The organism is Paraburkholderia sp. BR10872, assembly GCF_040965835.1.
Lineage (GTDB): Bacteria > Pseudomonadota > Gammaproteobacteria > Burkholderiales > Burkholderiaceae > Paraburkholderia > Paraburkholderia nodosa_A.
The window spans coordinates 154365-172943 of the sequence record NZ_JBFRCN010000005.1 but is presented as its reverse complement, the minus strand read 5'-3'; the positions used below and the strand labels follow the sequence as shown (position 1 = coordinate 172943).

General features: G+C 66.0%; 18 protein-coding genes. 10 read left to right on the top strand and 8 right to left on the bottom strand.

The genetic code is table 11. The annotated features are described in order from the left end of the window. Window positions 1–27: 27 nt before the first annotated feature. From xerD to queG, 3 genes are all read right to left on the bottom strand, one after another. The gene (gene xerD / locus AB4Y43_RS06465) at window positions 28–1002 is read right to left on the bottom strand and encodes a site-specific tyrosine recombinase XerD (protein ID WP_368727266.1); all 975 of its coding nucleotides are present in this window, start codon (window positions 1000–1002) and stop codon (window positions 28–30) included. Between the two features lie 10 nt (window positions 1003–1012). Continuing rightward, window positions 1013–1498, bottom strand: a complete 486-nt coding sequence (locus tag AB4Y43_RS06460) for a methylated-DNA--[protein]-cysteine S-methyltransferase (RefSeq protein WP_368727292.1) — start codon at window positions 1496–1498, stop codon at window positions 1013–1015. Between the two features lie 116 nt (window positions 1499–1614). Beyond that, entirely contained in the window at window positions 1615–2874 is a 1260-nt protein-coding gene (gene queG, locus AB4Y43_RS06455; RefSeq protein ID WP_368727291.1) for a tRNA epoxyqueuosine(34) reductase QueG, read from the bottom strand. Window positions 2875–3011: 137 nt separating this feature from the next. On the opposite strand from queG, the gene tsaE reads away from it, so the two are divergent. Further along, window positions 3012–3602 (top strand): tRNA (adenosine(37)-N6)-threonylcarbamoyltransferase complex ATPase subunit type 1 TsaE, encoded by a 591-nt coding sequence (tsaE, locus tag AB4Y43_RS06450; RefSeq protein WP_368727265.1) that lies wholly within the window; start codon window positions 3012–3014, stop codon window positions 3600–3602. After that, window positions 3584–5131 carry an N-acetylmuramoyl-L-alanine amidase gene (locus AB4Y43_RS06445; protein ID WP_368727264.1) on the top strand — a complete coding sequence of 516 codons (1548 nt, stop codon included), beginning with the start codon at window positions 3584–3586 and terminating at the stop codon, window positions 5129–5131. Before tsaE ends, AB4Y43_RS06445 begins: the two co-directional genes overlap by 19 nt. An 84-nt stretch (window positions 5132–5215) precedes the next feature. On the opposite strand, the gene AB4Y43_RS06440 is transcribed toward AB4Y43_RS06445, so the two are convergent. Next, entirely contained in the window at window positions 5216–6112 is an 897-nt protein-coding gene (locus tag AB4Y43_RS06440) for an EamA family transporter (protein ID WP_368727263.1), read from the bottom strand. A gap of 220 nt (window positions 6113–6332) precedes the next feature. Between AB4Y43_RS06440 and AB4Y43_RS06435 the strand changes: the two genes are divergently transcribed. Together AB4Y43_RS06435 and trxA are read left to right on the top strand one after the other, a co-directional pair. Further along, window positions 6333–7214 (top strand): pirin family protein, encoded by an 882-nt coding sequence (locus AB4Y43_RS06435; protein ID WP_368603956.1) that lies wholly within the window; start codon window positions 6333–6335, stop codon window positions 7212–7214. 91 nt (window positions 7215–7305) lie between these two features. Then, on the top strand, window positions 7306–8154 hold the full coding sequence (trxA, locus tag AB4Y43_RS06430) for a thioredoxin (RefSeq protein WP_133182547.1): 849 nt from the start codon (window positions 7306–7308) through the stop codon (window positions 8152–8154). Between the two features lie 50 nt (window positions 8155–8204). Here trxA and AB4Y43_RS06425 read toward each other — a convergent pair whose 3' ends face one another. Continuing rightward, complete coding sequence (locus AB4Y43_RS06425; RefSeq protein ID WP_368727262.1) at window positions 8205–9743, bottom strand: mannose-1-phosphate guanylyltransferase/mannose-6-phosphate isomerase; 1539 nt, start codon at window positions 9741–9743, stop codon at window positions 8205–8207. 733 nt (window positions 9744–10476) lie between these two features. Between AB4Y43_RS06425 and AB4Y43_RS06420 the strand changes: the two genes are divergently transcribed. Then, complete coding sequence (locus tag AB4Y43_RS06420; protein WP_324156713.1) at window positions 10477–11211, top strand: Crp/Fnr family transcriptional regulator; 735 nt, start codon at window positions 10477–10479, stop codon at window positions 11209–11211. Window positions 11212–11301: 90 nt separating this feature from the next. Here AB4Y43_RS06420 and tcdA read toward each other — a convergent pair whose 3' ends face one another. Beyond that, window positions 11302–12174, bottom strand: a complete 873-nt coding sequence (gene tcdA, locus AB4Y43_RS06415; RefSeq protein ID WP_368727261.1) for a tRNA cyclic N6-threonylcarbamoyladenosine(37) synthase TcdA — start codon at window positions 12172–12174, stop codon at window positions 11302–11304. Window positions 12175–12350: 176 nt separating this feature from the next. On the opposite strand from tcdA, the gene pdxH reads away from it, so the two are divergent. The 3 genes from pdxH (at window position 12351) to AB4Y43_RS06400 (ending at window position 15923) form a co-directional block, all read left to right on the top strand. Further along, entirely contained in the window at window positions 12351–12992 is a 642-nt protein-coding gene (gene pdxH, locus AB4Y43_RS06410; RefSeq protein ID WP_368683770.1) for a pyridoxamine 5'-phosphate oxidase, read from the top strand. A gap of 183 nt (window positions 12993–13175) precedes the next feature. Beyond that, window positions 13176–14390 carry a cyclopropane-fatty-acyl-phospholipid synthase family protein gene (locus AB4Y43_RS06405; RefSeq protein WP_342947705.1) on the top strand — a complete coding sequence of 405 codons (1215 nt, stop codon included), beginning with the start codon at window positions 13176–13178 and terminating at the stop codon, window positions 14388–14390. 120 nt (window positions 14391–14510) lie between these two features. Continuing rightward, the gene (locus AB4Y43_RS06400; protein WP_368727260.1) at window positions 14511–15923 is read left to right on the top strand and encodes a DUF72 domain-containing protein; all 1413 of its coding nucleotides are present in this window, start codon (window positions 14511–14513) and stop codon (window positions 15921–15923) included. Between the two features lie 41 nt (window positions 15924–15964). Here AB4Y43_RS06400 and msrA read toward each other — a convergent pair whose 3' ends face one another. Beyond that, window positions 15965–16513: a peptide-methionine (S)-S-oxide reductase MsrA gene (gene msrA, locus AB4Y43_RS06395; protein ID WP_133182536.1), complete on the bottom strand. Its 549-nt coding sequence runs from the start codon at window positions 16511–16513 to the stop codon at window positions 15965–15967. A 192-nt stretch (window positions 16514–16705) separates the two neighbouring features. On the opposite strand from msrA, the gene AB4Y43_RS06390 reads away from it, so the two are divergent. Next, window positions 16706–17218 (top strand): flavin reductase family protein, encoded by a 513-nt coding sequence (locus AB4Y43_RS06390; RefSeq protein ID WP_069267771.1) that lies wholly within the window; start codon window positions 16706–16708, stop codon window positions 17216–17218. A gap of 31 nt (window positions 17219–17249) precedes the next feature. On the opposite strand, the gene AB4Y43_RS06385 is transcribed toward AB4Y43_RS06390, so the two are convergent. Then, window positions 17250–17756, bottom strand: a complete 507-nt coding sequence (locus AB4Y43_RS06385; protein WP_069267772.1) for an Lrp/AsnC family transcriptional regulator — start codon at window positions 17754–17756, stop codon at window positions 17250–17252. Between the two features lie 175 nt (window positions 17757–17931). Between AB4Y43_RS06385 and kynB the strand changes: the two genes are divergently transcribed. Continuing rightward, window positions 17932–18573, top strand: coding sequence for an arylformamidase (gene kynB / locus AB4Y43_RS06380; RefSeq protein WP_368727259.1), 642 nt, complete (start codon window positions 17932–17934; stop codon window positions 18571–18573). Window positions 18574–18579 lie beyond the last annotated feature (6 nt).

Below are 18579 nucleotides of genomic sequence, written 5' to 3'. Positions count from 1 at the left end.
GCACGGTCTGCAACGATCGCTTCAACCTCACCCGCGCGGATGATGCTTCTCGTGCAACAGACGCAGCCGCTCGCGGGCCACGTGCGTATAGATCTGCGTGGTGGAAATGTCGCTATGGCCGAGCAGAAGCTGCACGACCCGTAGGTCCGCGCCGTGATTGAGCAGGTGCGTGGCGAACGCGTGGCGCATCGTATGCGGCGAGAGCGGCGCATGCACGCCGGCCGCCGCCGCGTGGCGCTTGATGATGTGCCAGAACTGCTGGCGCGTCATGCCTTCGGCGCGCGCGGTCACGAACAGCGCGTCGGCCGTGCGTGCGCCGAGCAGCGCCGGCCGCGACTCGCGCAGGTAGCGCTCGATCCACGCGTGCGCCTCCTCGCCAAACGGAATGAGCCGCTCTTTGGAGCCCTTGCCGAGCACCCGCACGACGCCTTCGTTCAGGCCCACCTCGACCGTCTTGAGCGTGACGAGTTCGGTCACACGCAGGCCGCTCGCGTACATCAGTTCGAGCATCGTGCGATCGCGCAGGCCGAGCGGCGTCTCGACATCGGGCGCGCCCAGCAGTGCCTCGACTTGCGCCTCGCTCAACGTCGACGGAAAACGCGGCGCCTGCTTTGCCGAGCGGATGCGCACGGTCGGGTCCGTATGCACGCGCTGCTCGCGCAGCGCCCAGCCGTAGTAGCGGCGAAACACCGAAAGGCGCCGGTTCGCTGAAGTGGATTTATCGTCCTTGCGACGCGCGCTATAGGCAAGCAAATCGTCTTCGTGGGTCGTATCGAGCGAATTGGAGCGCTCGCTCGCGAGCCATTGCGCGAAGAGGCGCAAATCGCGCCGGTAGGCGTCGAGCGTGTTGCGCGAGAGGCCGTGCTCGAGCCACATGGCGTCGCAGAACGTGTCGATGGCGATGAGGCTCGATGCCAGCGCTTCGGCGGCGGCGGGGCCGAGCGCCTGCTCCACTTCGTCGGCGGCATCGCTTGAGTCAAGCGGCGGCGGATTCGTCGTCATCGTCATCGTGTCAGCGCAGTTGAAATCGGTTCGACGTGCATTCGTGGGCAAGCAGCCAGCGCTTCACGTCGCGAAAGAAGCCTTCGCCGCCGTGATGCGCGAAGCCGCCGAGGCCGCTCGCCGACACCACGCGATGACACGGAATCACGAGCGGAAAGGGATTGTCGCCGCACGCCTGGCCCACGGCGCGCGGGCTCACGTCGCCGATGCGCTTCGCGAGTTCGCCGTAGGTCAAGACTTCGCCCGCTTCGATTGCGCAGATGCCGTCCCACACGCGCCGCTGGAACTCGGTGCCGAGCGGTGCGAGCGGCAGGTCGAAGCCGGCGTCGGCGTCCTCGAAATACTGCTCGATCTGAACGGCTGCGCGGGAAGCAAGCTCACAATCGGGCTCGACGCTCGCCGTCTGTCCCGGCAGATAGACGATCTCGCGCAGCGCTTGCCCGACGGTGCGGATGCCGACCTTGCCGAATGGCGCGTCGATCACTGCGTTGAACATCGTCGTCTCCTTCGTGCGCGAACGTTGCACGCCATGGTGCCGCGTTGTGCGCGCGATTTCCAGCGCGCCGTCGTTCAGTTTCAGGTCCATGCCAGCCTCTGCCGTTTTCATCCGCATCAAGCCGCTTCGAGCGCCCACAGCACATGCTCGCGCACGAGCGCCGACTCGTCATGCTCGCGCCCGCGCAACGCCTGCACGATCGCAGCGCGCGCGGCGTCGCGGGCGCTATCCGCGCCTTCATGCGTGGCGCGCAGCGCATTGCCCATCGCCACCGCGATATTGCGCGACCAGCTTTCGTAGCCGATGCGCCGTATCGCGCTGCCCCGCATGCGCTCGTCGAACTGCGCCGCGCTCCAGCCGAACAGCTCGACGAGACTCGCGCGATCGAGCCCGTGGCGCACGTCGAAATCGGCCACGGGTGCGGCCTTCGCGAACTTGTTCCATGGGCACACGAGCTGGCAGTCGTCGCAGCCATACACACGATTGCCGATCAGCTCGCGCAGTTCCAGGGGAATACTGCCCTTCAATTCGATCGTGAGATAGGAGATGCAGCGGCGCGCATCCACGCGATACGGGCCGGTGATCGCCCCCGTCGGACACGCGTCGATGCAGCGCGTGCAACTGCCGCAATGCGCGCCAGGTGTTTCGGGCGCGGCCCTGGCCGGGTCGTCGGCGTCGGCAGGCAGCGGCACGTCCACGTAGATCTCGCCGAGAAAGAAGAGCGAGCCCGCGTCGCGCTGCAGGAGCAGCGTGTGCTTGCCGCGCCAGCCCACGCCCGCCTTCTGCGCAAGCTCGACTTCGAGCACCGGCGCGGAGTCGGTGAACACGCGAAAACTGAACTGGCCGATCTCGGCCTCGATGCGCTCGGCAAGCTGCTGCAGCCGCGCGCGCAGCACTTTGTGATAGTCGCGGCCGCGCGCGTAAATCGACACGACGGCGGCGTGCGGGTCGGCGAGACGCGCGTGCTCGCGCAGACGCCAGTCGGCGTGAATGCTCTCGTGGGCAACGTCCGTGCCAATTTCGTTGCCAACCGCAGCGCCAGCGCTCCCGCTGCGATCCGAGCCGCCTTGCGAAGCACTTTCGTGCGTCTTTCCCGCTGCATTCGGCGCGAGCGTATCGATGGGCAAATAGGCCATGCGTGCGGTAATCACGCGTCGCGTGCCGGCCACAAGCTCGGCGGGCCGCGCGCGTTTCATCCCATGTTTGGCCATATAATCCATCTCGCCGTGGCAGCCTGCTTCGAGCCACGCGGCGAGGCCCGCCTCGGCATGGGAAAGGTCGGTGTCACTAATACCGATCGCACCGAACCCCAGCTCGCGCCCCCACGTCCGGATGCGCGCCGCGAGCGCGGCGAGCGCCGCCTCATCGAGCGGCATGGCCTGCCCGGCAGCAGGCGCAGTCGAATCTCGCGGCGCCTGAACGGACGTTGGGTCGAACGCCTCCGAAGACGCGCGCGCATCCTGCGCGGAGTTGGAAGGGGAATGCTTGGGGTTCATCACGCCATTTTACGAGAATGCCCGACAGCCCCGGTCACGACCACGCGCCGCTTTCGCTTGATCCATCCGCCGCCGTTCTCCTCGAACGCCGTTTCGATCTCGCAGACGCCGACGCCACCGACGCCTTCGGCGCACGCTTTGCGCACGCGCTCGATTCGCTGCGCGCAAAAGTTGCACAAACGAGCGCGCAAAATCACGACGCACCGCCCTTTCACGGTCTGCACGTGCAGCTGCACGGCGACCTCGGCGCGGGCAAGACCTCGCTCGTGCGCGCCACGTTGCGCGCGCTCGGCCACACGGGCCGCGTGCGCAGCCCCACCTACACGCTCGTCGAACCGTACACGATTACAACGCCCTGTGGGGAACTCCAGCTTTATCACTTCGATCTGTACCGTTTCAGCGATCCGGCCGAATGGGCCGACTCGGGCTTTCGCGAATATTTCGCGCAAGATGCGGTGTGCCTCGTCGAATGGCCGCAACGCGCGGGCGGCCTGCTTGGCATACCCGATCTCGTGTTCTCGCTGGAGCCGGATGCAAGCGGCGAAGGCCGCGTGCTCACCGCATACGCATACAGCGCATCAGGAAAGGCATGTCTAGAAAGATGTTAATCAAACCGTTCCGCTCGATCGAATCGGCCGCCACCGCCACGCACAACTGGCGTCGCCGGCAGATTCTGAAGGCGGGCGCCTCCACGCTCGTGCTCGGTCTTGCCGTGCCGCGCCTCGCGTGGGCCACGTCGGTCGTCGGCGTGCGGGTGTGGCCCGCGCGCGACTACACCCGCGTCACGATCGAATCGGACCAGCCGCTGCAGAACACGCAGCAATTGCTGCAGGGCCCCGATCGTCTCGTCGTCGATCTCACCGGACTCGATCTCGACGACGCGCTCAAGAACCTCGTCTCCAAGATCACGCCGAACGATCCGCAGATCCAGGCCGTGCGCGTGGGCCAGTACCAGCCGCACGTGGTGCGCATGGTGTTCGACCTCAAGGGCGGTGTGAAGCCCCAGGTGTTCACGCTTGCCCCTATCGGCTCGTACAAGTACCGGCTCGTGTTCGACCTTTATCCGGCGGTCGCGCCCGACCCGCTCATGGACCTGCTCGCGCAAACCGAGCGCAAGCAGCAGCAGCTCGACGCGCACGAAGCGATGAAGGACAGCGCGCCGCCTTCCACGCCGCCCACGCTCGCGGGTCCTAATACGCCGCCCGCGCACGACAACAGCGACGCATTCTTCGAGCGTTACGCGCAGAACGACGCGGGCACCGCGCCGAGCACGCCGCGTTCCGCGCCCCCCGTGGTTTTGCCGCGTGCGCCGAAGCCTGCTGCGCCGAAGCCGCCCGTCGTCGCCCAGCGCAACAGCGACGACGACAATGCCAGCGCCGACGACAACTACGGCTTCACCGCGCCGAAGTCCACCAGGGGCGGCACCACGCGCCTGTTGACGGTCGCGATCGATCCGGGCCACGGCGGCGAGGACCCGGGCGCGATCGGCAGCGCGGGCACCTACGAGAAGCACGTCGCGCTCGACATCGCGAAGAAGCTGCGCGCGAAGATCGACGCCCAGCCCAACATGCGCGCGATGATGACGCGCGACGCCGACTTCTTCGTGCCGCTGAACGTGCGCGTGCAGAAGGCGCGCCGCGTGGGCGCGGACCTGTTCGTCTCGATTCACGCCGATGCGTTCACCACACCCGAAGCGCGCGGCTCGTCGGTGTTCGCGCTGTCGGAGCACGGCGCGACGAGCGCCGCGGCGCGCTGGATGGCGAACAAGGAGAACTCGTCGGACCAGATCGGCGGCATCAGCGTGCAAACGGCCGACGCCGCGGTGAACCGCGCGCTCTTCGACATGTCGACGACGGCGCAGATCCGCGACTCGCTGCGTTACGGCGGCTTCGTGCTCAACGAGGTCGGCGAGATCAACAAGCTGCACAAGGGCTCGGTCGAGCAGGCGGGCTTCGCGGTGCTCAAGGCACCCGACATTCCGTCGATCCTCGTGGAGACCGCCTTCATCAGCAATCCCGAAGAAGAGACCAGGCTCAACGACGACGCCTATCGCGACAAGATGGCGAACGCGATTCTCAAGGGCATCCGGCGCTATTTCGCGGCCAATCCGCCGCTTGCGAAGAGCCGCATGACCTGAGTGCCGAGTGCGGCATCTGGCGGCTTCAGCAGCGCCGCGCAAGCCTTCGGGCTCGCGCGGCGTTTTTCATTCGGAGCAGGATGGTTACGAGCGCACGGCCCCGAGGCGCTGCTTGACCCAGCCCCCGAACACGTTGACGGCGAGGCCGCCCATCACGAGCACGGCGCCGCCGATCTCGGCCGCGGTCAATTGCTCGCCGAGCAGCAGCGACGCCGAGGCGAGCCCGACAATCGGCACGAGCAGCGAAAACGGCGCCACCTGACTGGCGGGATACTTCGAGAGCAGGCGGCTCCAGAGGCTATAGCCGATGAGCGTCGCCACGAACGCGAGATAAAAGATCGCGCCCACCGACGTCATGCCGATGCCCGAGAGCGCGGCCACAATGCGCTGCGGACCTTCCATCGAGTACGAGAGCACGAGAAACGGCAGCGGCGGCACGAGGCTCGCCCACACCACGAGGCCGACAAGATCCACCTTGCCCACCTTCTTCGTGACGATATTGCCGAGCGCCCACATGCAGGCCGCACACAGCGTGAGCACGAAGCCGGCGATGGTCATCCCCTGAGCGCCACCGCCCATCGACTGCAAGCCGATCAGTGCGAGCCCGCCTGCAGCGATCAACAAGCCGATGACGTTCTGCGCGTGAAAGCGCTCACGCAGAAACACCGCCGCAAAACCGAGCGTGAAGAACGCCTGCGCCTGCAGCACGACCGAAGCGAGGCCCGCGGGCATGCCCACATACATGGCCGTGAAGAGGAACGCGAACTGGCCGAGCGAGATGGTCGCGCCGTAGGCCAGCAGCCAGCGCAGCGGCAATTGCGGGCGCTTCACGAACAGCACCGCGGGAAAAGCCGCCAGCATGAATCGCAGCGCGCCGAGCAGGAGCGGCGGCACGCCGTGCAGCCCCACCTTGATCACGACGAAATTCACGCCCCACGCGAGCACCACCACCAGCGCAAGCAACAAGTCCTTCGGCGACATCCCTTTCCCCCCTTTTTGCGTCATGCCTGTTCTTCGAAGCGGCGATCTTACCGCCTCGCGCCGCTTCGTGACGCCCCGCGCCGTGCCGCCAGCGCCGGGCCGTTGCCTTGGCCGCACGCCGGGAAAGCCGGCGTTAGAATGAGCGCCAGCCTCGCGCGCGGCGTGCCCGCGCGCCGACTTCGACGATAACCCGCGCCGTACGACTCATCCAGGAAGCATCATGTCCTCATCGATCAAAGCGGTTCTCAAGCCTCATCAACGCGACATCGGCAATCTCTATGTGCGGCGCGTGCTGCCCGCGCTCGCTGCTCGCCTCGTCGGTCCGTTCATCTTCTTCGACCACATGGGCCCCGCCACGCTCGCGCCAGGCTCGGGCGTGGATGTGCGCCCGCACCCGCATATCGGGCTCGCCACGGTCACGTATCTCTTCGACGGCGCGCTGATGCATCGGGACAGCATCGGGTCCAGCCAGAAGATCGTGCCCGGCGACGTGAACTGGATGACGGCCGGGCGCGGCATCGTCCACTCGGAGCGCACGCCCGATGAGGACCGCGCCACCGGCCTCACCATGCACGGCATCCAGACCTGGGTGGCGCTGCCGCTCGATCATGAAGACACGGAACCGTCGTTCTTCCATCACACCGCCGCCACGCTGCCCGAAATCGAGCGCAACGGCGTCACGATGCGCGTGATCGCGGGCACGGCGTTCGGCGCGACCTCGCCGGTCGAGACCTTTTCCGGCACGCTCTACGTCGCCGCAGATTTCGCGCCGGGCAGCGCATTCGCGCTCGACGCGGAGCACGAAGAGCGCGGCGTCTATCTCGTGGAAGGCGATCTGGCGATCGACGGCACACCGCTCGAACAGCACACCATGGCCGTGCTGGTGCCGGGCGAAACCGCCACCCTCTCGAGTGCGAACGGGGCACGCGTGATGCTGCTCGGCGGGGAAAAGCTCGAAGGCGAGCGCTTCATCGAATGGAACTTCGTGGCAAGCTCGCGCGAAAAGATCGAAGCCGCGAAGGAGGCCTGGACGCGCCAGGAAATGGGGCATGTTCCCGGCGAAACGGAATGGATTCCGCTGCCGGAAAAGAAGCCACGCTAAAGGCTAACGGCTCGCCGCTTTCGGAGGATGATTGAAACCAGGGCGTTTCGTCCCCAACTAGCGACATAACGGTTATCTCAACGAGGACGCAATGGACACCACTCTCGCCACTTTCGAAAAAGACGTGATCGAAGCGTCGGCGCTAGCGCCGGTGCTGGTCGACTTCTGGGCACCCTGGTGCGGCCCTTGCAAGAGCCTCGGCCCGATGCTCGAAAAGCTCGAGGCCGAGTACGCGGGCAAATGGAAGCTCGTGAAGGTGAACGTCGACGAGAATCAGGAACTCGCCGCGCACTTCGGCGTGCGCAGCATTCCGCACGTCGTGGCGTTCGCGGACCGTCAGGCGGTCGATCAGTTCGTGGGTGTACTGCCCGAAGGCCAGCTGCGCCAGTTCCTCGACGGGCTGATCCCCGACGGCGCCGACGCTGCGCGCCGCGCCGCGCAGGAAGCGCTGGCCGAGGGCCGCCGCGACGAAGCCTATGAAGCGCTACAGGCCGCGCTCGCGTTCGATCCGGGCAACGACGAAGTGCGCATGGACCTGATCGAGATGCTGCTCGCCGACAACCGCGCCGACGACGCACAAAAGGAAGTCGAGCTGCTCTCGCCCAAGACCACGCAGGGCATCGACGCGCGCTTCAATGCGCTCAAGACGCGCCTCGACGCGCTCGACGCCGCCGCCGACCTGCCGCCCACCGATGCGCTCGAAGCCCAGGTCGCCGCCAACCCCGGCGACCTCGAAGCGCGCTTCGATCTGGCGAACGCGCTGATCGCGCGGCGCAAGTACGCGGGGGCGCTCGAGCATCTGCTGGAGATCGTCAAGCGCGACCGCGCCTTCCGCGACGACGTGGGCCGCAAGACCATGCTTTCCGTGTTCGATCTCGCGGCGCATCAGCCGCAGCTCGTGAGCGAGTGGCGGCGCAAGCTCAGTGCAACGCTGAACTGATATCGAGCGGCCGAGGACGCCGCGGGCGTCCTCGCCTTGCGTTCAGTCGGCTACGCCTGCTGGACCCGACCATACTGGTCGTCGAAGCGCACGATGTCGTCCTCACCGAGATAACAGCCCGACTGCACCTCGATGATCTCGAGCGCGGTCTTGCCCGGATTCTCGAGCCGGTGCGTCATGCCAAGCGGGATATAGGTCGATTCGTTTTCGGAAAGCAGGAGCACCTCGTCGCCACGCGTCACGCGCGCCGTGCCGCGCACCACGGTCCAGTGCTCCGCGCGGTGGTGATGCATCTGCAACGAAAGCCGGCCGCCCGGCTTGACAACGATGCGCTTGACCTGAAAGCGCTCGCCCTGATCGACCGAGTCGTACCAGCCCCACGGGCGCTCCACGCGCCGGTGCTGCCGCGCCACCTCACTGTGTTGCGCCTTGAGCCGCGTGACCACCGCCTTGACGTCCTGAACGCGGTCCTTCGCGACGACGAGCACGGCGTCCGCCGTCTCGACCACCACCATGCCCCGCACGCCCACGCAGGCAACGAGCCGCCCGTCCGAATGCACGAAGGTATCCGTCGCATCCTCGAACAGCACGCGCCCGCGCGCGACGTTGCCCTTCTCGTCCTTCTCCGAGACTTGCCACAGGGCATCCCACGCGCCGACGTCCGACCAACCCGAACGAAGCGGTACGACCACGCCCGCGAGCAGCGCGTTCACGCCGACCGACTCCATCACCGCGTAGTCGATCGAATCGGACGGACAGGCGGCGAGTGCATCGCGGTTCAAGTGGACGGTGCCGTCAGTGTCGACGGAGGCATTTTCGAAGGCCGCCGCGCACTGCGCCGCGATGAGCGGCCGGCTGTGCGCGATCGCCGAGAGCCAGACCGATGCGCGCACAACGAAAATCCCACTGTTCCAAAGATAGTTCCCCGAAGCAACATAGCTTGCAGCGCGCTCGGCATCCGGCTTCTCGACAAAATGCTCGATGCTGCGCGCGCCGCTGCTGCCGAGCGGCAAACCCGCGCCGATGTAGCCGTAGCCCGTTTCGGCGCGCTGCGGCGGCACGCCAAGTGTGACGATGGCGCCGCGCGCCGCGTGTGCCACCGCTTCTTCGAGCGCGGCGGCAAACGCGGCGCCATCGGCGATCAGATGATCAGCGGGCATGGCAACGAGCACGGGGTCGCCGTCGCGGCTCGCGGCGAGCGCCACCGCCGTCAGCGCGGGCGCCGTGTTGCGCGCGAGCGGTTCGAGCACGAAGCGAGCGGCCAAGCCGCTGCGACCAAGACGGTCAGCGGTCAGATGGCGCAAGTCCTCGCTGCTCACGACGAATGGCGCAGCTTTGCGAACCGCTGTGTGCGCTTCAGGCAGCGGGGCGCCGGCGTGCAGGAACATGCCGTCGAGGCGCCGTACAGTCGCCTCGAGCAGCGACTCGCCATCGAGCAGATCGATCAGTTGCTTGGGACAGTGTTCGCGCGAAAGCGGCCATAACCGCGTGCCGGAACCGCCCGCCAGCACGACGGGCTGAACGACGAGTTCAGCGTCACCTTCGCTGATCGCGGCTATCAGGCTGGCAGATGTCACATCGTTGTTCATTTGTGTCACTCCCCCCGAAGTCATGCACCGAGTCTCGTTATTGGTTGGCGTACGGGTGACATTTGAACAATACGTATCGCGCGAATCTGTACGCGCAGCCACATTGAGCGCTCGGTGCGCCAGGAATATTTTCCTTGCGGTGCAGGTCTGCTCATCGCGCGGTCATCGTTATGTGCGGCAACGCACGAAGCGCGAAGATGGCCGCGCAAGGTGATGTTTCACATCCGAACGTTTTTGCGACAGTGTCGGTAGCCCCCCAACAGAAGTGGATCAACACCGCATCGCAACAAAGGCAGGCGCACAACGCGTTCGCGGCGATGGCCCGACGATGTTTCAGCGAGGACTCATTTCCGCGCATCCGTCTGACGAGCGAAAGTCGCTATATAAATCAAGGCGTTGGCAACAACAAACTCTTGCGATTTCGCAAATGGCGCCGCGCTGGCGCAGTACAGAACTGAAACAATAATGCGACTTTGCGTCGCCCCGGAAATAGCTGGCGCGACGCCAGGCCGCAAGCGTCCTCACTTTCGCGGCTGCTGGCACAACCCCTGCTAAGTAGAGTTCACCGCACAGGCGTAGATGCCGACAAACGAGATCGCAAAACGCTAGTGGGGCTTATGGGGCCGGCGCAACGAACGTATAGCCGAACGGGTAGCGGCGATAACAAAAAATTCGGCAGCCGGAAGCAGAAAAAACAGGAGGCGGCACACGCCGCTTTACGCGAGGACCGATCATGTTGACCCTTCAATCCGATTTGCACGGCAATCATCTGCTTGGCGCACTTCCGTCAAACGAGTGGCAGGCGTTGGCGCCGCATCTTGAACTCGTTCAACTGCGCACTGAACAGCTGCTTTGCGATTGCGGCCAGCGTATTCATCACGTGTACTTTCCGACGACCGCTGTCATCTCGATGCTCACGACAATGGAAGACGGCAGTTCCGTCGAAATTGCAGCGGTGGGCCGGGAAGGCATGACCGGCGTGCCTGTGCTGACCGGTGGCGAAACGATGCCGAACCGCGTGCAGGTGCAAAGTTCGGGCTTCGCGTACCGTATCAGCGCACAGGCGCTCAAGCAGCAGTTTGCGCGCTCGGACCTCCTGCGTCGCGTTACGCTGCTTTACATGCACGCGCTGCTCACGCAGATCGCTCAGACGGCCGCCTGCAACCGCCACCACTCGCTGAGCAAGCAGCTGTGCCGGTGGCTGCTGATCGAAGTGGATCGCGTCGACTCCAACGATCTGAGCGTGACGCAGCAACTGATCGCCGACATGCTCGGCGTGCGCCGCGAAGGCGTCACGGAAGCAGCCGGCAAGCTGCATGACGAAGGTCTGATCCATCACAGCCGCGGCAAGATCCGTGTACTCGATCGCAAGCGCCTCGAAGCGCGCGCATGCGAGTGCTACGGTCTCGTGCGCCGCGAGTTCGATCGCCTGCTCCCGCGCCTGCACGAAGCGGAAGCGGTCGAATAAGGCGGCCGACGCGCGCGGTTCGTTCGCTTTCCACCTCGATACGAAAGCGTGCCTAAAAGGCACGCTTTCTTGCGTTCCAGGCGCTCGCCGTCAACGCCCGCTGGCTTGATGCGCCAACGCTCGCAGCACGTACGAAGCCGCCGCGAAACCAAAACTCGCCGTCACGCACACGCTCGAGCCGAAGCCCGCGCAGTTCAGCCCCACCGGACCGTGATGCCCCGGCGATGTGGTGACGTGCTCGGCCTCGGCGTCGATATCGCACACAGCCGCCTCGGGATAGATGAGCGGCTCGTCCGAAAACACCGCGCTCACCTTGAATTTCGCCTTCGGCCCCCGCGGAAAGCCGTGCTGCTTGCGCAACTGGCCGCGCACCTTGGAGAGCAGCGGGTCCTGGATCGTGAGCGCGAGGTCGTCGATGCGAATCCGCGTGGGGTCGAGCTGCCCGCCCGCGCCGCCCACCGTAATGAGCGGCACGCTATGCTCCACGCACCAGGCGATCAACGCGGTCTTGGTGCGCACGCTGTCGATGGCGTCGATCACGTAGTCGAAGCCGCCGCCCAGCAACGCATCGAAGTTCGACGGCTCGACGAAATCCTCGACGAGGCGCACGTCGCAGGCCGGGTCGATGAGCTTGATGCGCTCGGCCATGGCCTCGACCTTGGGCTTGCCGTAGTTGCCGTCGAGCGCGTGGATCTGGCGGTTGGTGTTGCTCTCGGCCACGTTGTCGAGGTCAATCAGCGTGAGCGTGCCGATCGCGCTGCGCGCGAGCGCCTCGGCGGCCCACGAGCCCACGCCGCCAATGCCGATCACGGCAACGTGGGCGCGCTCGAACGCGTCGAGCGCGGGTGCGCCATAAAGCCGCGCGATTCCGCCGAATCGGCGGGCGCGATCGGCAACATCGTCGGCGGGGCTCGGGGTAAGATCAACAGAGCCGGCGGCAGGGGAAATCGGGGTACTGGACATGACGGTAGCAATCGTAAGCGGACCGGTCGCACGCTGCTGTCGCGGTCCTCGCAAGACCCGTATTTTGCCTGATCGCGCCGAATGAGGCCCGGAGGCCCCAGCCGGGCACCCCTGGCCGGGCCCCTGCTTCCTGTCTCTTCGATATACTTGTCCGCATTGAAGCGTCTGCCTAAAAGATGACCTCCCTCGCCGATCTCCGCAAGACCTACTCGCTCGGCTCGCTCGACGCCGCCGACGTCGATCCCGATCCGATCCGCCAGTTCCAGACCTGGTTCGCCCAGGCGCTCGACGCGAAGCTGCCCGAGCCCAACGCCATGACGGTCGCCACAGTCGACGCACAAGGCCGCCCCGCCGCGCGCATCCTGCTCATCAAGGGCGTGGACGAGCGCGGCTTCGTATTCTTCACGAACTACGAGAGCCGCAAGGGCCGCGAACTGAGCGCGAATCCGCATGCGGCGCTGCTCTTTCACTGGATCGAGCTGGAGCGCCAGGTCCGCATCGAGGGCAAGGTCGAACTCACGAGCGCAGAGGAAAGCGACGCCTACTTCAACTCGCGCCCGCTCGGCTCGCGCATTGGCGCATGGGCCTCGGAGCAAAGCACGGTGATCGCGAACCGCGAGACGCTCGAAGCGCGCGAGCGCGAGATCGCCGCGCAGTATGGCGAAACACCGCCGCGCCCGCCGCATTGGGGCGGTTACCGGCTCGTCCCGGAGGCCATCGAGTTCTGGCAGGGCCGCCCGTCGCGCCTGCACGACCGTATCCGCTACACGCGTGAGAACGCGAATGTGGCCTGGCGCATCGAGCGTCTCGCGCCCTGAGCGCATGCGCGGCGTGACACGCTTACCGCACTTACGCCGCGCCCATCCGGTTTTCGTCTCACCGCTTTCGTTGTATGTCGCTCAGTACTTCGCTGTCGCCGTAACGCTGTTGCCAAAAAACCTGCATCGCAATTCGCTTTTGTCGTTGGGCTTCAATCGTTCATCTGACATGGAGAGAAACGCATGTTCTGGGAGAAAAAACTCGCACAGTGGGTAGAAGAAGTGCGCAGCAAGGCCGACTTGCCCGCCCGCCTCGTGCTCTGGAGCGGCCAGCAATACGACTTCGGCCACTTCGCCGCGCCTCGGGTCACGCTCAAGGTCAATAGCGCGTCGGCGCTGCCGCTTCTTCTCACGCCGAGCCTCGACAACCTGGGCGAGGCCTACGTCAAGGGCAAGATCGACATCGAAGGCAAGCTCGCCGACATCATCAACATCAGCTATTCGCTCGCGCGCAACACCGTCACCAGCGCCAGCAAGCTCGCACGCGTGCGCCGCTATTTCACGCACTCGAAGTCCACGGACAAGCAGGCCATCCAGTACCACTACGACGTCTCGAACGAGTTCTACCAGCTCTGGCTCGACGAGAACATGGTCTATTCGTGCGCGTACTTCGAAAACGGCGACGAAGACCTCGCCACCGCCCAGCTCAAGAAAATCGACCATATCCTCACCAAGATCCAGGTGAAGGAAGGTCACACGCTGCTCGACATCGGCTGCGGATGGGGTGCGCTCGTGCTGCGCGCGGCGCAGAAGTTCGGCGCGCGCTGCGTGGGCGTAACGCTCTCGCAGAACCAGTTCGATCTCGCGACGGCGCGTGTGAAGGCGGCCGGCCTCGAAGACCGTATCGAGATCCGCCTGCAGGACTATCGCGACATCCAGGGCGAATTCGACCGCATCACGAGCGTGGGCATGTTCGAGCACGTCGGGCGCAAGAATCTGCCGGGCTATTTCCGCAAGGTCCACGACCTGCTCGCCGACGACGGCGTCGCCATGAACCACGGCATCACCTCGTCGGACGCCGAATCCGGCGAAACGGCGCTGGGCGGCGGCGAGTTCATCGACCGCTACGTGTTCCCCGACGGCGAGCTGCCGCACATCGGCCTTGCGCTCCAGGCGGCGCAGCACGGCGGCCTCGAAGCGGTTGACGTGGAAAGCCTGCGCCGTCACTATGCGCACACGCTCGATTTGTGGGCGGAGAATTTCGAGGCGCGCGCCGAGGAAGCGAAACAGCTCGTCGACGACGAAAAGTTCCGCATCTGGCGCGTTTATCTGGCGGGTTGCGCGTACGCGTTCGAGCACGACGACGTGTCGATCTTCCAGATCGTCTGCCGCAAGGCCGGCCGCAGCGCGAGCACGCTGCCGTGGTCGCGCCGGTATATGTACGAGAAGCCCCTCTGACGCAGGCGGCGGCGCGGTTTGCCGCGCCGCCGGCATATCGACTGTTCCCGCAGTTGCGCACGGCCCGGGCGGCTTCGCCCCAACGACCGCCATCACGACGCCACAGCGCGACGCCACTGCATGAACGAACGCGACGAAGGCCACGACCTGTTTGGCGACAGCACACGCGGGTCGGCCAACGACCCCAGCCTCAACGCGGCCCAGGCGGGCGCGCATCAGGCCGCCCGCCCGGCTGCGCGCCGCAACACGCCGAAAGCCGAAGCCGCCGCCGAACCGCAGCCTGACTTGTTCGGCTTCGCGGCGCCGGCGAGCGCGCCTGCGACGAAGCCTGCTACCCAGCGCCCTGCCCGCGACACGCGCGAGAACGACGGCGAAATCGAAGCGCGCGAAGATGGCGTACCGCGCGAAAAACTGCGGAAAAAGCCGACGCCCAACCCCGACGCTCCCAAACGCCGCGGCCGCGGTGTGCTGCCCGCCGTAGCCACGCAAGATACGCTCGACGTCGCCGCCGCGCTGCCTGCGAGCGTGCGCCTTGGCACCTCGTCGTGGTCGTTTCCGGGCTGGCGCGGCATCGTCTACGGCGAGGACTATAGCCAGTCGAAGCTTGCCCGTGACGGCCTCTCGGCCTACGGCGCGCATCCGCTGCTGCGCTCGGTGAGCATCGACCGCTCGTTCTATGCGCCGCTCACCGTCACCGATTACCTGCGCTACGCGCAGCAGGTGCCGGACCACTTCCGCTTCATCGTGAAGGCGCCGGCGCTCGTCACCGACGCCAGCGTGCGCGGCGAGCGTGGCGAACCTGTTTCCGCGAACCCGTGCTTTCTCAACGCGGAACTGGCCGCGCGCGAATTCGTCGAGCCTTGCCTTGCGGGCCTCGGCAGCAAGGCCGGCGCGCTCGTGTTCCAGTTCCCGCCGCTGCCCGATCAGTTGCTGGCCGAGCCAGCGGCCTTCGTCGAGCGGCTAACCGCCTTCCTCGCCGCGCTGCCGCCGCTGCCCCAACCGACCGATCCCGCCGCAGCCGGCGACGGTCCCCGCTACGCCATCGAGATCCGCGACGCGATCCTGCTCACGCCGCGCTTCGTGCGCACGCTGCGCGCGGCGGGCGTGCGCTACTGCGTAGGCTTGCACGCCCGCATGCCGGACCCGTTGCGCCAGGCCGCCGCGCTCGCGCTGATGGACGGCGAAACCCCGGCCGGCCCGCTGATCGTGCGCTGGAGCCTGCACAGCGGCTTCAGGTACGAGCAGGCGAAGGCGCGCTACGAGCCGTTCGACAAGCTGGTGGACGAAGACCCGCACACGCGCGTCACGCTCGCGGAACTGGCCGCGCGCTACGCGATGGCCGGCCAGCCCGTGCTGATCGCGACGAACAACAAGGCGGAGGGATCGGCGCCGCTCACCTGCGCGAAGCTCGCGCGGGCGATTGCGGACGAGATGGAACGCTTGCGCGGGGAATTGGCGCCGCACGCCGCATGTGATGCGACGCCGGACGAAACGTCGCCCGGCGCGCAAACAGAAGAAGAAAAGGAAGACTGAGGCGCGCAACGGCAATGAAACCGCCGCGCGCCACTTGAAGCTCATTCAGCCTTGAGCCGGTGCGCGAACTTCTGGCGGAATTTCGCGACCTTCGGCGCCACCACGAACGAGCAATAGCCCTGATTCGGGTGCTGCGCGAAGTAGTTCTGGTGATACGCCTCGGCGGGGAAATAGTTGCCGTCGAGCGGCAGCACCTGAGTGACGATCTTGCCGTCGTACACGCCCTCAGCGGCCAGCTCACGGATCGCCTGCTCGGCCGTCTCGCGCTGCGCCTCCGAGTGCGTGAAGATCGCCGAGCGGTACTGCGTGCCCACGTCGTTGCCCTGGCGGTTCAGCTGCGTCGGATCGTGAATCGCGAAGAAGATGTCGAGAATCTCGCGATACGTGATCTTCGCTGGATCGAAGTCCACCTTCACGACCTCGGCGTGGCCGGTGTCGCCGTCGCAGACCTGCTCGTAGCTCGGGTTCGCCACGTGACCGCCGGCGTAGCCCGACTCCACCGCGCTCACACCCTCCACGCGCAGATACACCGCCTCCAGGCACCAGAAGCATCCGCCGCCCAGGGTGGCCGTTTCGACTGTCTGACTCATGCTGTTCGCTCCTTAGATCGTGACTGCGGACGCCATCGCGGACCTCATTGCGGACACCGCTGCCCGGTGCCCCGCGCGACCCGCCATCCGCCGCTTCCGCTAAAATTGTGACAATTCGCCGAATTTCCACATGACGTTGATCCCGATTTCCGCTCCCGCCGCCACGCGCGCGGCCCGTGAAGGCCAGCACCGATGACCCGCCGCGCCAGCCCGCCCAATTTCGACGACGGCGCATTCCGCCGCGCGCTTGGCCAGTTCGCCACCGGCGTGACCGTGATCACGACGCGCGCGCCCGACGGCACGCTTATCGGCATCACGGCCAGCTCGTTCAACTCGGTTTCGCTCAATCCGCCGCTCGTGCTGTGGAGCCTCGCCACGCGCTCGGCATCCATGCCCGTGTTCCGCTCGAACAGCCATTATGTGATCAATGTGCTCGCCGCGTCGCAGCTCGACCTGTGCAAGCGCTTTGCGACGGTGAAGGGCGACCGTTTCGAGGGCGTCTCGCACGCGGCCGGCGACACCGGCATGCCCGTGCTGGACGGCGCGATCGCGTGGTTCGAGTGCCACAACCGCAGCCGCTACGACGAAGGCGACCACGTGATTTTCGTCGGGGAAGTGGAGCGCTGCGGCGTGCGCGAGGACGGCACCGACGCTTCGCCGCTCGTGTTCCACGGCGGCGCGTTCCACCAGCTCCAGTCGCTCTGATACGGCGCGGCGCGCGCCCCGTCTTTCCCGATTACGCCGACGCGCTCTTTGGCTCGCGCTGCGCGATCAGGTCCACCGGCACGCCCACTTCCACCTTGAGCGTCGTGAGCACGATATTCGAGCGGATGTCCATCACGCCCGGCGCCTTGTACAGCTTGTTGAGCACGAAGTCCGAGTAGTGCTTGAGGTTGTGCGCGAGCACGCGCAGCAGGTAGTGCGTCTCGCCCGTCACCACATACGCCCCCACCACCTCCGGCCAGTCGCGCAGCGCCGTGACGAAGCGCTCGTGCCAGCTCTCCTGGTCGTTGCGCATCGACACCTGCACGAACGCCTCCATCTCGAAGCCGAGAATCTCCCGGTTCAGGCTCGCGCGGTAGCGCTCCACCACGCCTTGCTCCTCGAGCAGCCGCAAACGGCGCAGGCACGCCGACGGCGAAAGCGAAATGCGCTCCGCCAGATCGAGATTACTGATCCGCCCCTCGTTCTGCAGCACGGCGAGAATACGGCAATCGGTAGCATCAAGCGAGATTGCGTTCATATTTGGTCTCCATTCCCGTCTTAAGACAAATTATGTGCCAACAACCGAAGTTTGCGGCGTTTTTTTCGCAAGCACATTTCGCGCGGGGTTGCCTATCATTCGAAGCATCAGCCTTGCTTGGGACCGCACTGAGTGCGGCCGACAGGAGACAAAGCAAACGCAAGACGCCACTGACATGACCAAGATCAAAGACATTTCCCCGCCGATTCACCCCGAAACGCCCGTCTGGCCCGGCGATACGCCCGTTGGCGTCGAGCGCGTGTGGCGCATGGAGGCGGGCTCGCCGGTCAACGTCGCGCGCGTGACGCTGTCGCCACACACCGGCGCGCACACCGACGCCCCGCTGCACTACGACGCCCAAGGCGCGCCGATCGGCGAAGTGCCGCTCGACACGTATATCGGCGCGTGCCGCGTCATTCATTGCGTGGGCGCCGCGCCGCTCGTGCTGCCCGAACACGTGGAAGGCGCGTTGCCCGGCATCCCGCCGCGCGCGCTGCTGCGCACCTACGCGCACGCGCCGCAGGACCGCTGGGACAGCAAGTTCTGCGCCGTCGCGCCCGCAACGATCGATCTACTCGCCGCGCACGGCGTGCGTCTCATCGGCATCGACACGCCTTCGCTCGACCCGCAGGAATCGAAGACGATGGACGCGCATCACCGTATCCGCGCCCATGGCATGGCGATCCTCGAAGGCGTCGTGCTCGATGACGTGGCGCCCGGCGACTACGAACTCATTGCACTGCCGCTGAAGTTCGCGACGCTCGACGCCAGCCCCGTGCGCGCCGTGCTACGCGAGTTGCCTTCGGCCGCCGACTGAATCCCT

Bases quoted from the DNA above. Each gene is read 5' to 3' on its own strand.
- xerD (WP_368727266.1), bottom strand. From the start codon at position 1,002: ATGACGACGAATCCGCCGCCGCTTGACTCAAGCGATGCCGCCGACGAA.
- AB4Y43_RS06460 (WP_368727292.1), bottom strand. From the start codon at position 1,498: ATGTTCAACGCAGTGATCGACGCGCCATTCGGCAAGGTCGGCATCCGC.
- queG (WP_368727291.1), bottom strand. From the start codon at position 2,874: ATGCCGCTCGATGAGGCGGCGCTCGCCGCGCTCGCGGCGCGCATCCGG.
- tsaE (WP_368727265.1), top strand. From the start codon at position 3,012: ATGCCCGACAGCCCCGGTCACGACCACGCGCCGCTTTCGCTTGATCCA.
- AB4Y43_RS06445 (WP_368727264.1), top strand. From the start codon at position 3,584: ATGTCTAGAAAGATGTTAATCAAACCGTTCCGCTCGATCGAATCGGCC.
- AB4Y43_RS06440 (WP_368727263.1), bottom strand. From the start codon at position 6,112: ATGTCGCCGAAGGACTTGTTGCTTGCGCTGGTGGTGGTGCTCGCGTGG.
- AB4Y43_RS06435 (WP_368603956.1), top strand. From the start codon at position 6,333: ATGTCCTCATCGATCAAAGCGGTTCTCAAGCCTCATCAACGCGACATC.
- trxA (WP_133182547.1), top strand. From the start codon at position 7,306: ATGGACACCACTCTCGCCACTTTCGAAAAAGACGTGATCGAAGCGTCG.
- AB4Y43_RS06425 (WP_368727262.1), bottom strand. From the start codon at position 9,743: ATGAACAACGATGTGACATCTGCCAGCCTGATAGCCGCGATCAGCGAA.
- AB4Y43_RS06420 (WP_324156713.1), top strand. From the start codon at position 10,477: ATGTTGACCCTTCAATCCGATTTGCACGGCAATCATCTGCTTGGCGCA.
- tcdA (WP_368727261.1), bottom strand. From the start codon at position 12,174: ATGTCCAGTACCCCGATTTCCCCTGCCGCCGGCTCTGTTGATCTTACC.
- pdxH (WP_368683770.1), top strand. From the start codon at position 12,351: ATGACCTCCCTCGCCGATCTCCGCAAGACCTACTCGCTCGGCTCGCTC.
- AB4Y43_RS06405 (WP_342947705.1), top strand. From the start codon at position 13,176: ATGTTCTGGGAGAAAAAACTCGCACAGTGGGTAGAAGAAGTGCGCAGC.
- AB4Y43_RS06400 (WP_368727260.1), top strand. From the start codon at position 14,511: ATGAACGAACGCGACGAAGGCCACGACCTGTTTGGCGACAGCACACGC.
- msrA (WP_133182536.1), bottom strand. From the start codon at position 16,513: ATGAGTCAGACAGTCGAAACGGCCACCCTGGGCGGCGGATGCTTCTGG.
- AB4Y43_RS06390 (WP_069267771.1), top strand. From the start codon at position 16,706: ATGACCCGCCGCGCCAGCCCGCCCAATTTCGACGACGGCGCATTCCGC.
- AB4Y43_RS06385 (WP_069267772.1), bottom strand. From the start codon at position 17,756: ATGAACGCAATCTCGCTTGATGCTACCGATTGCCGTATTCTCGCCGTG.
- kynB (WP_368727259.1), top strand. From the start codon at position 17,932: ATGACCAAGATCAAAGACATTTCCCCGCCGATTCACCCCGAAACGCCC.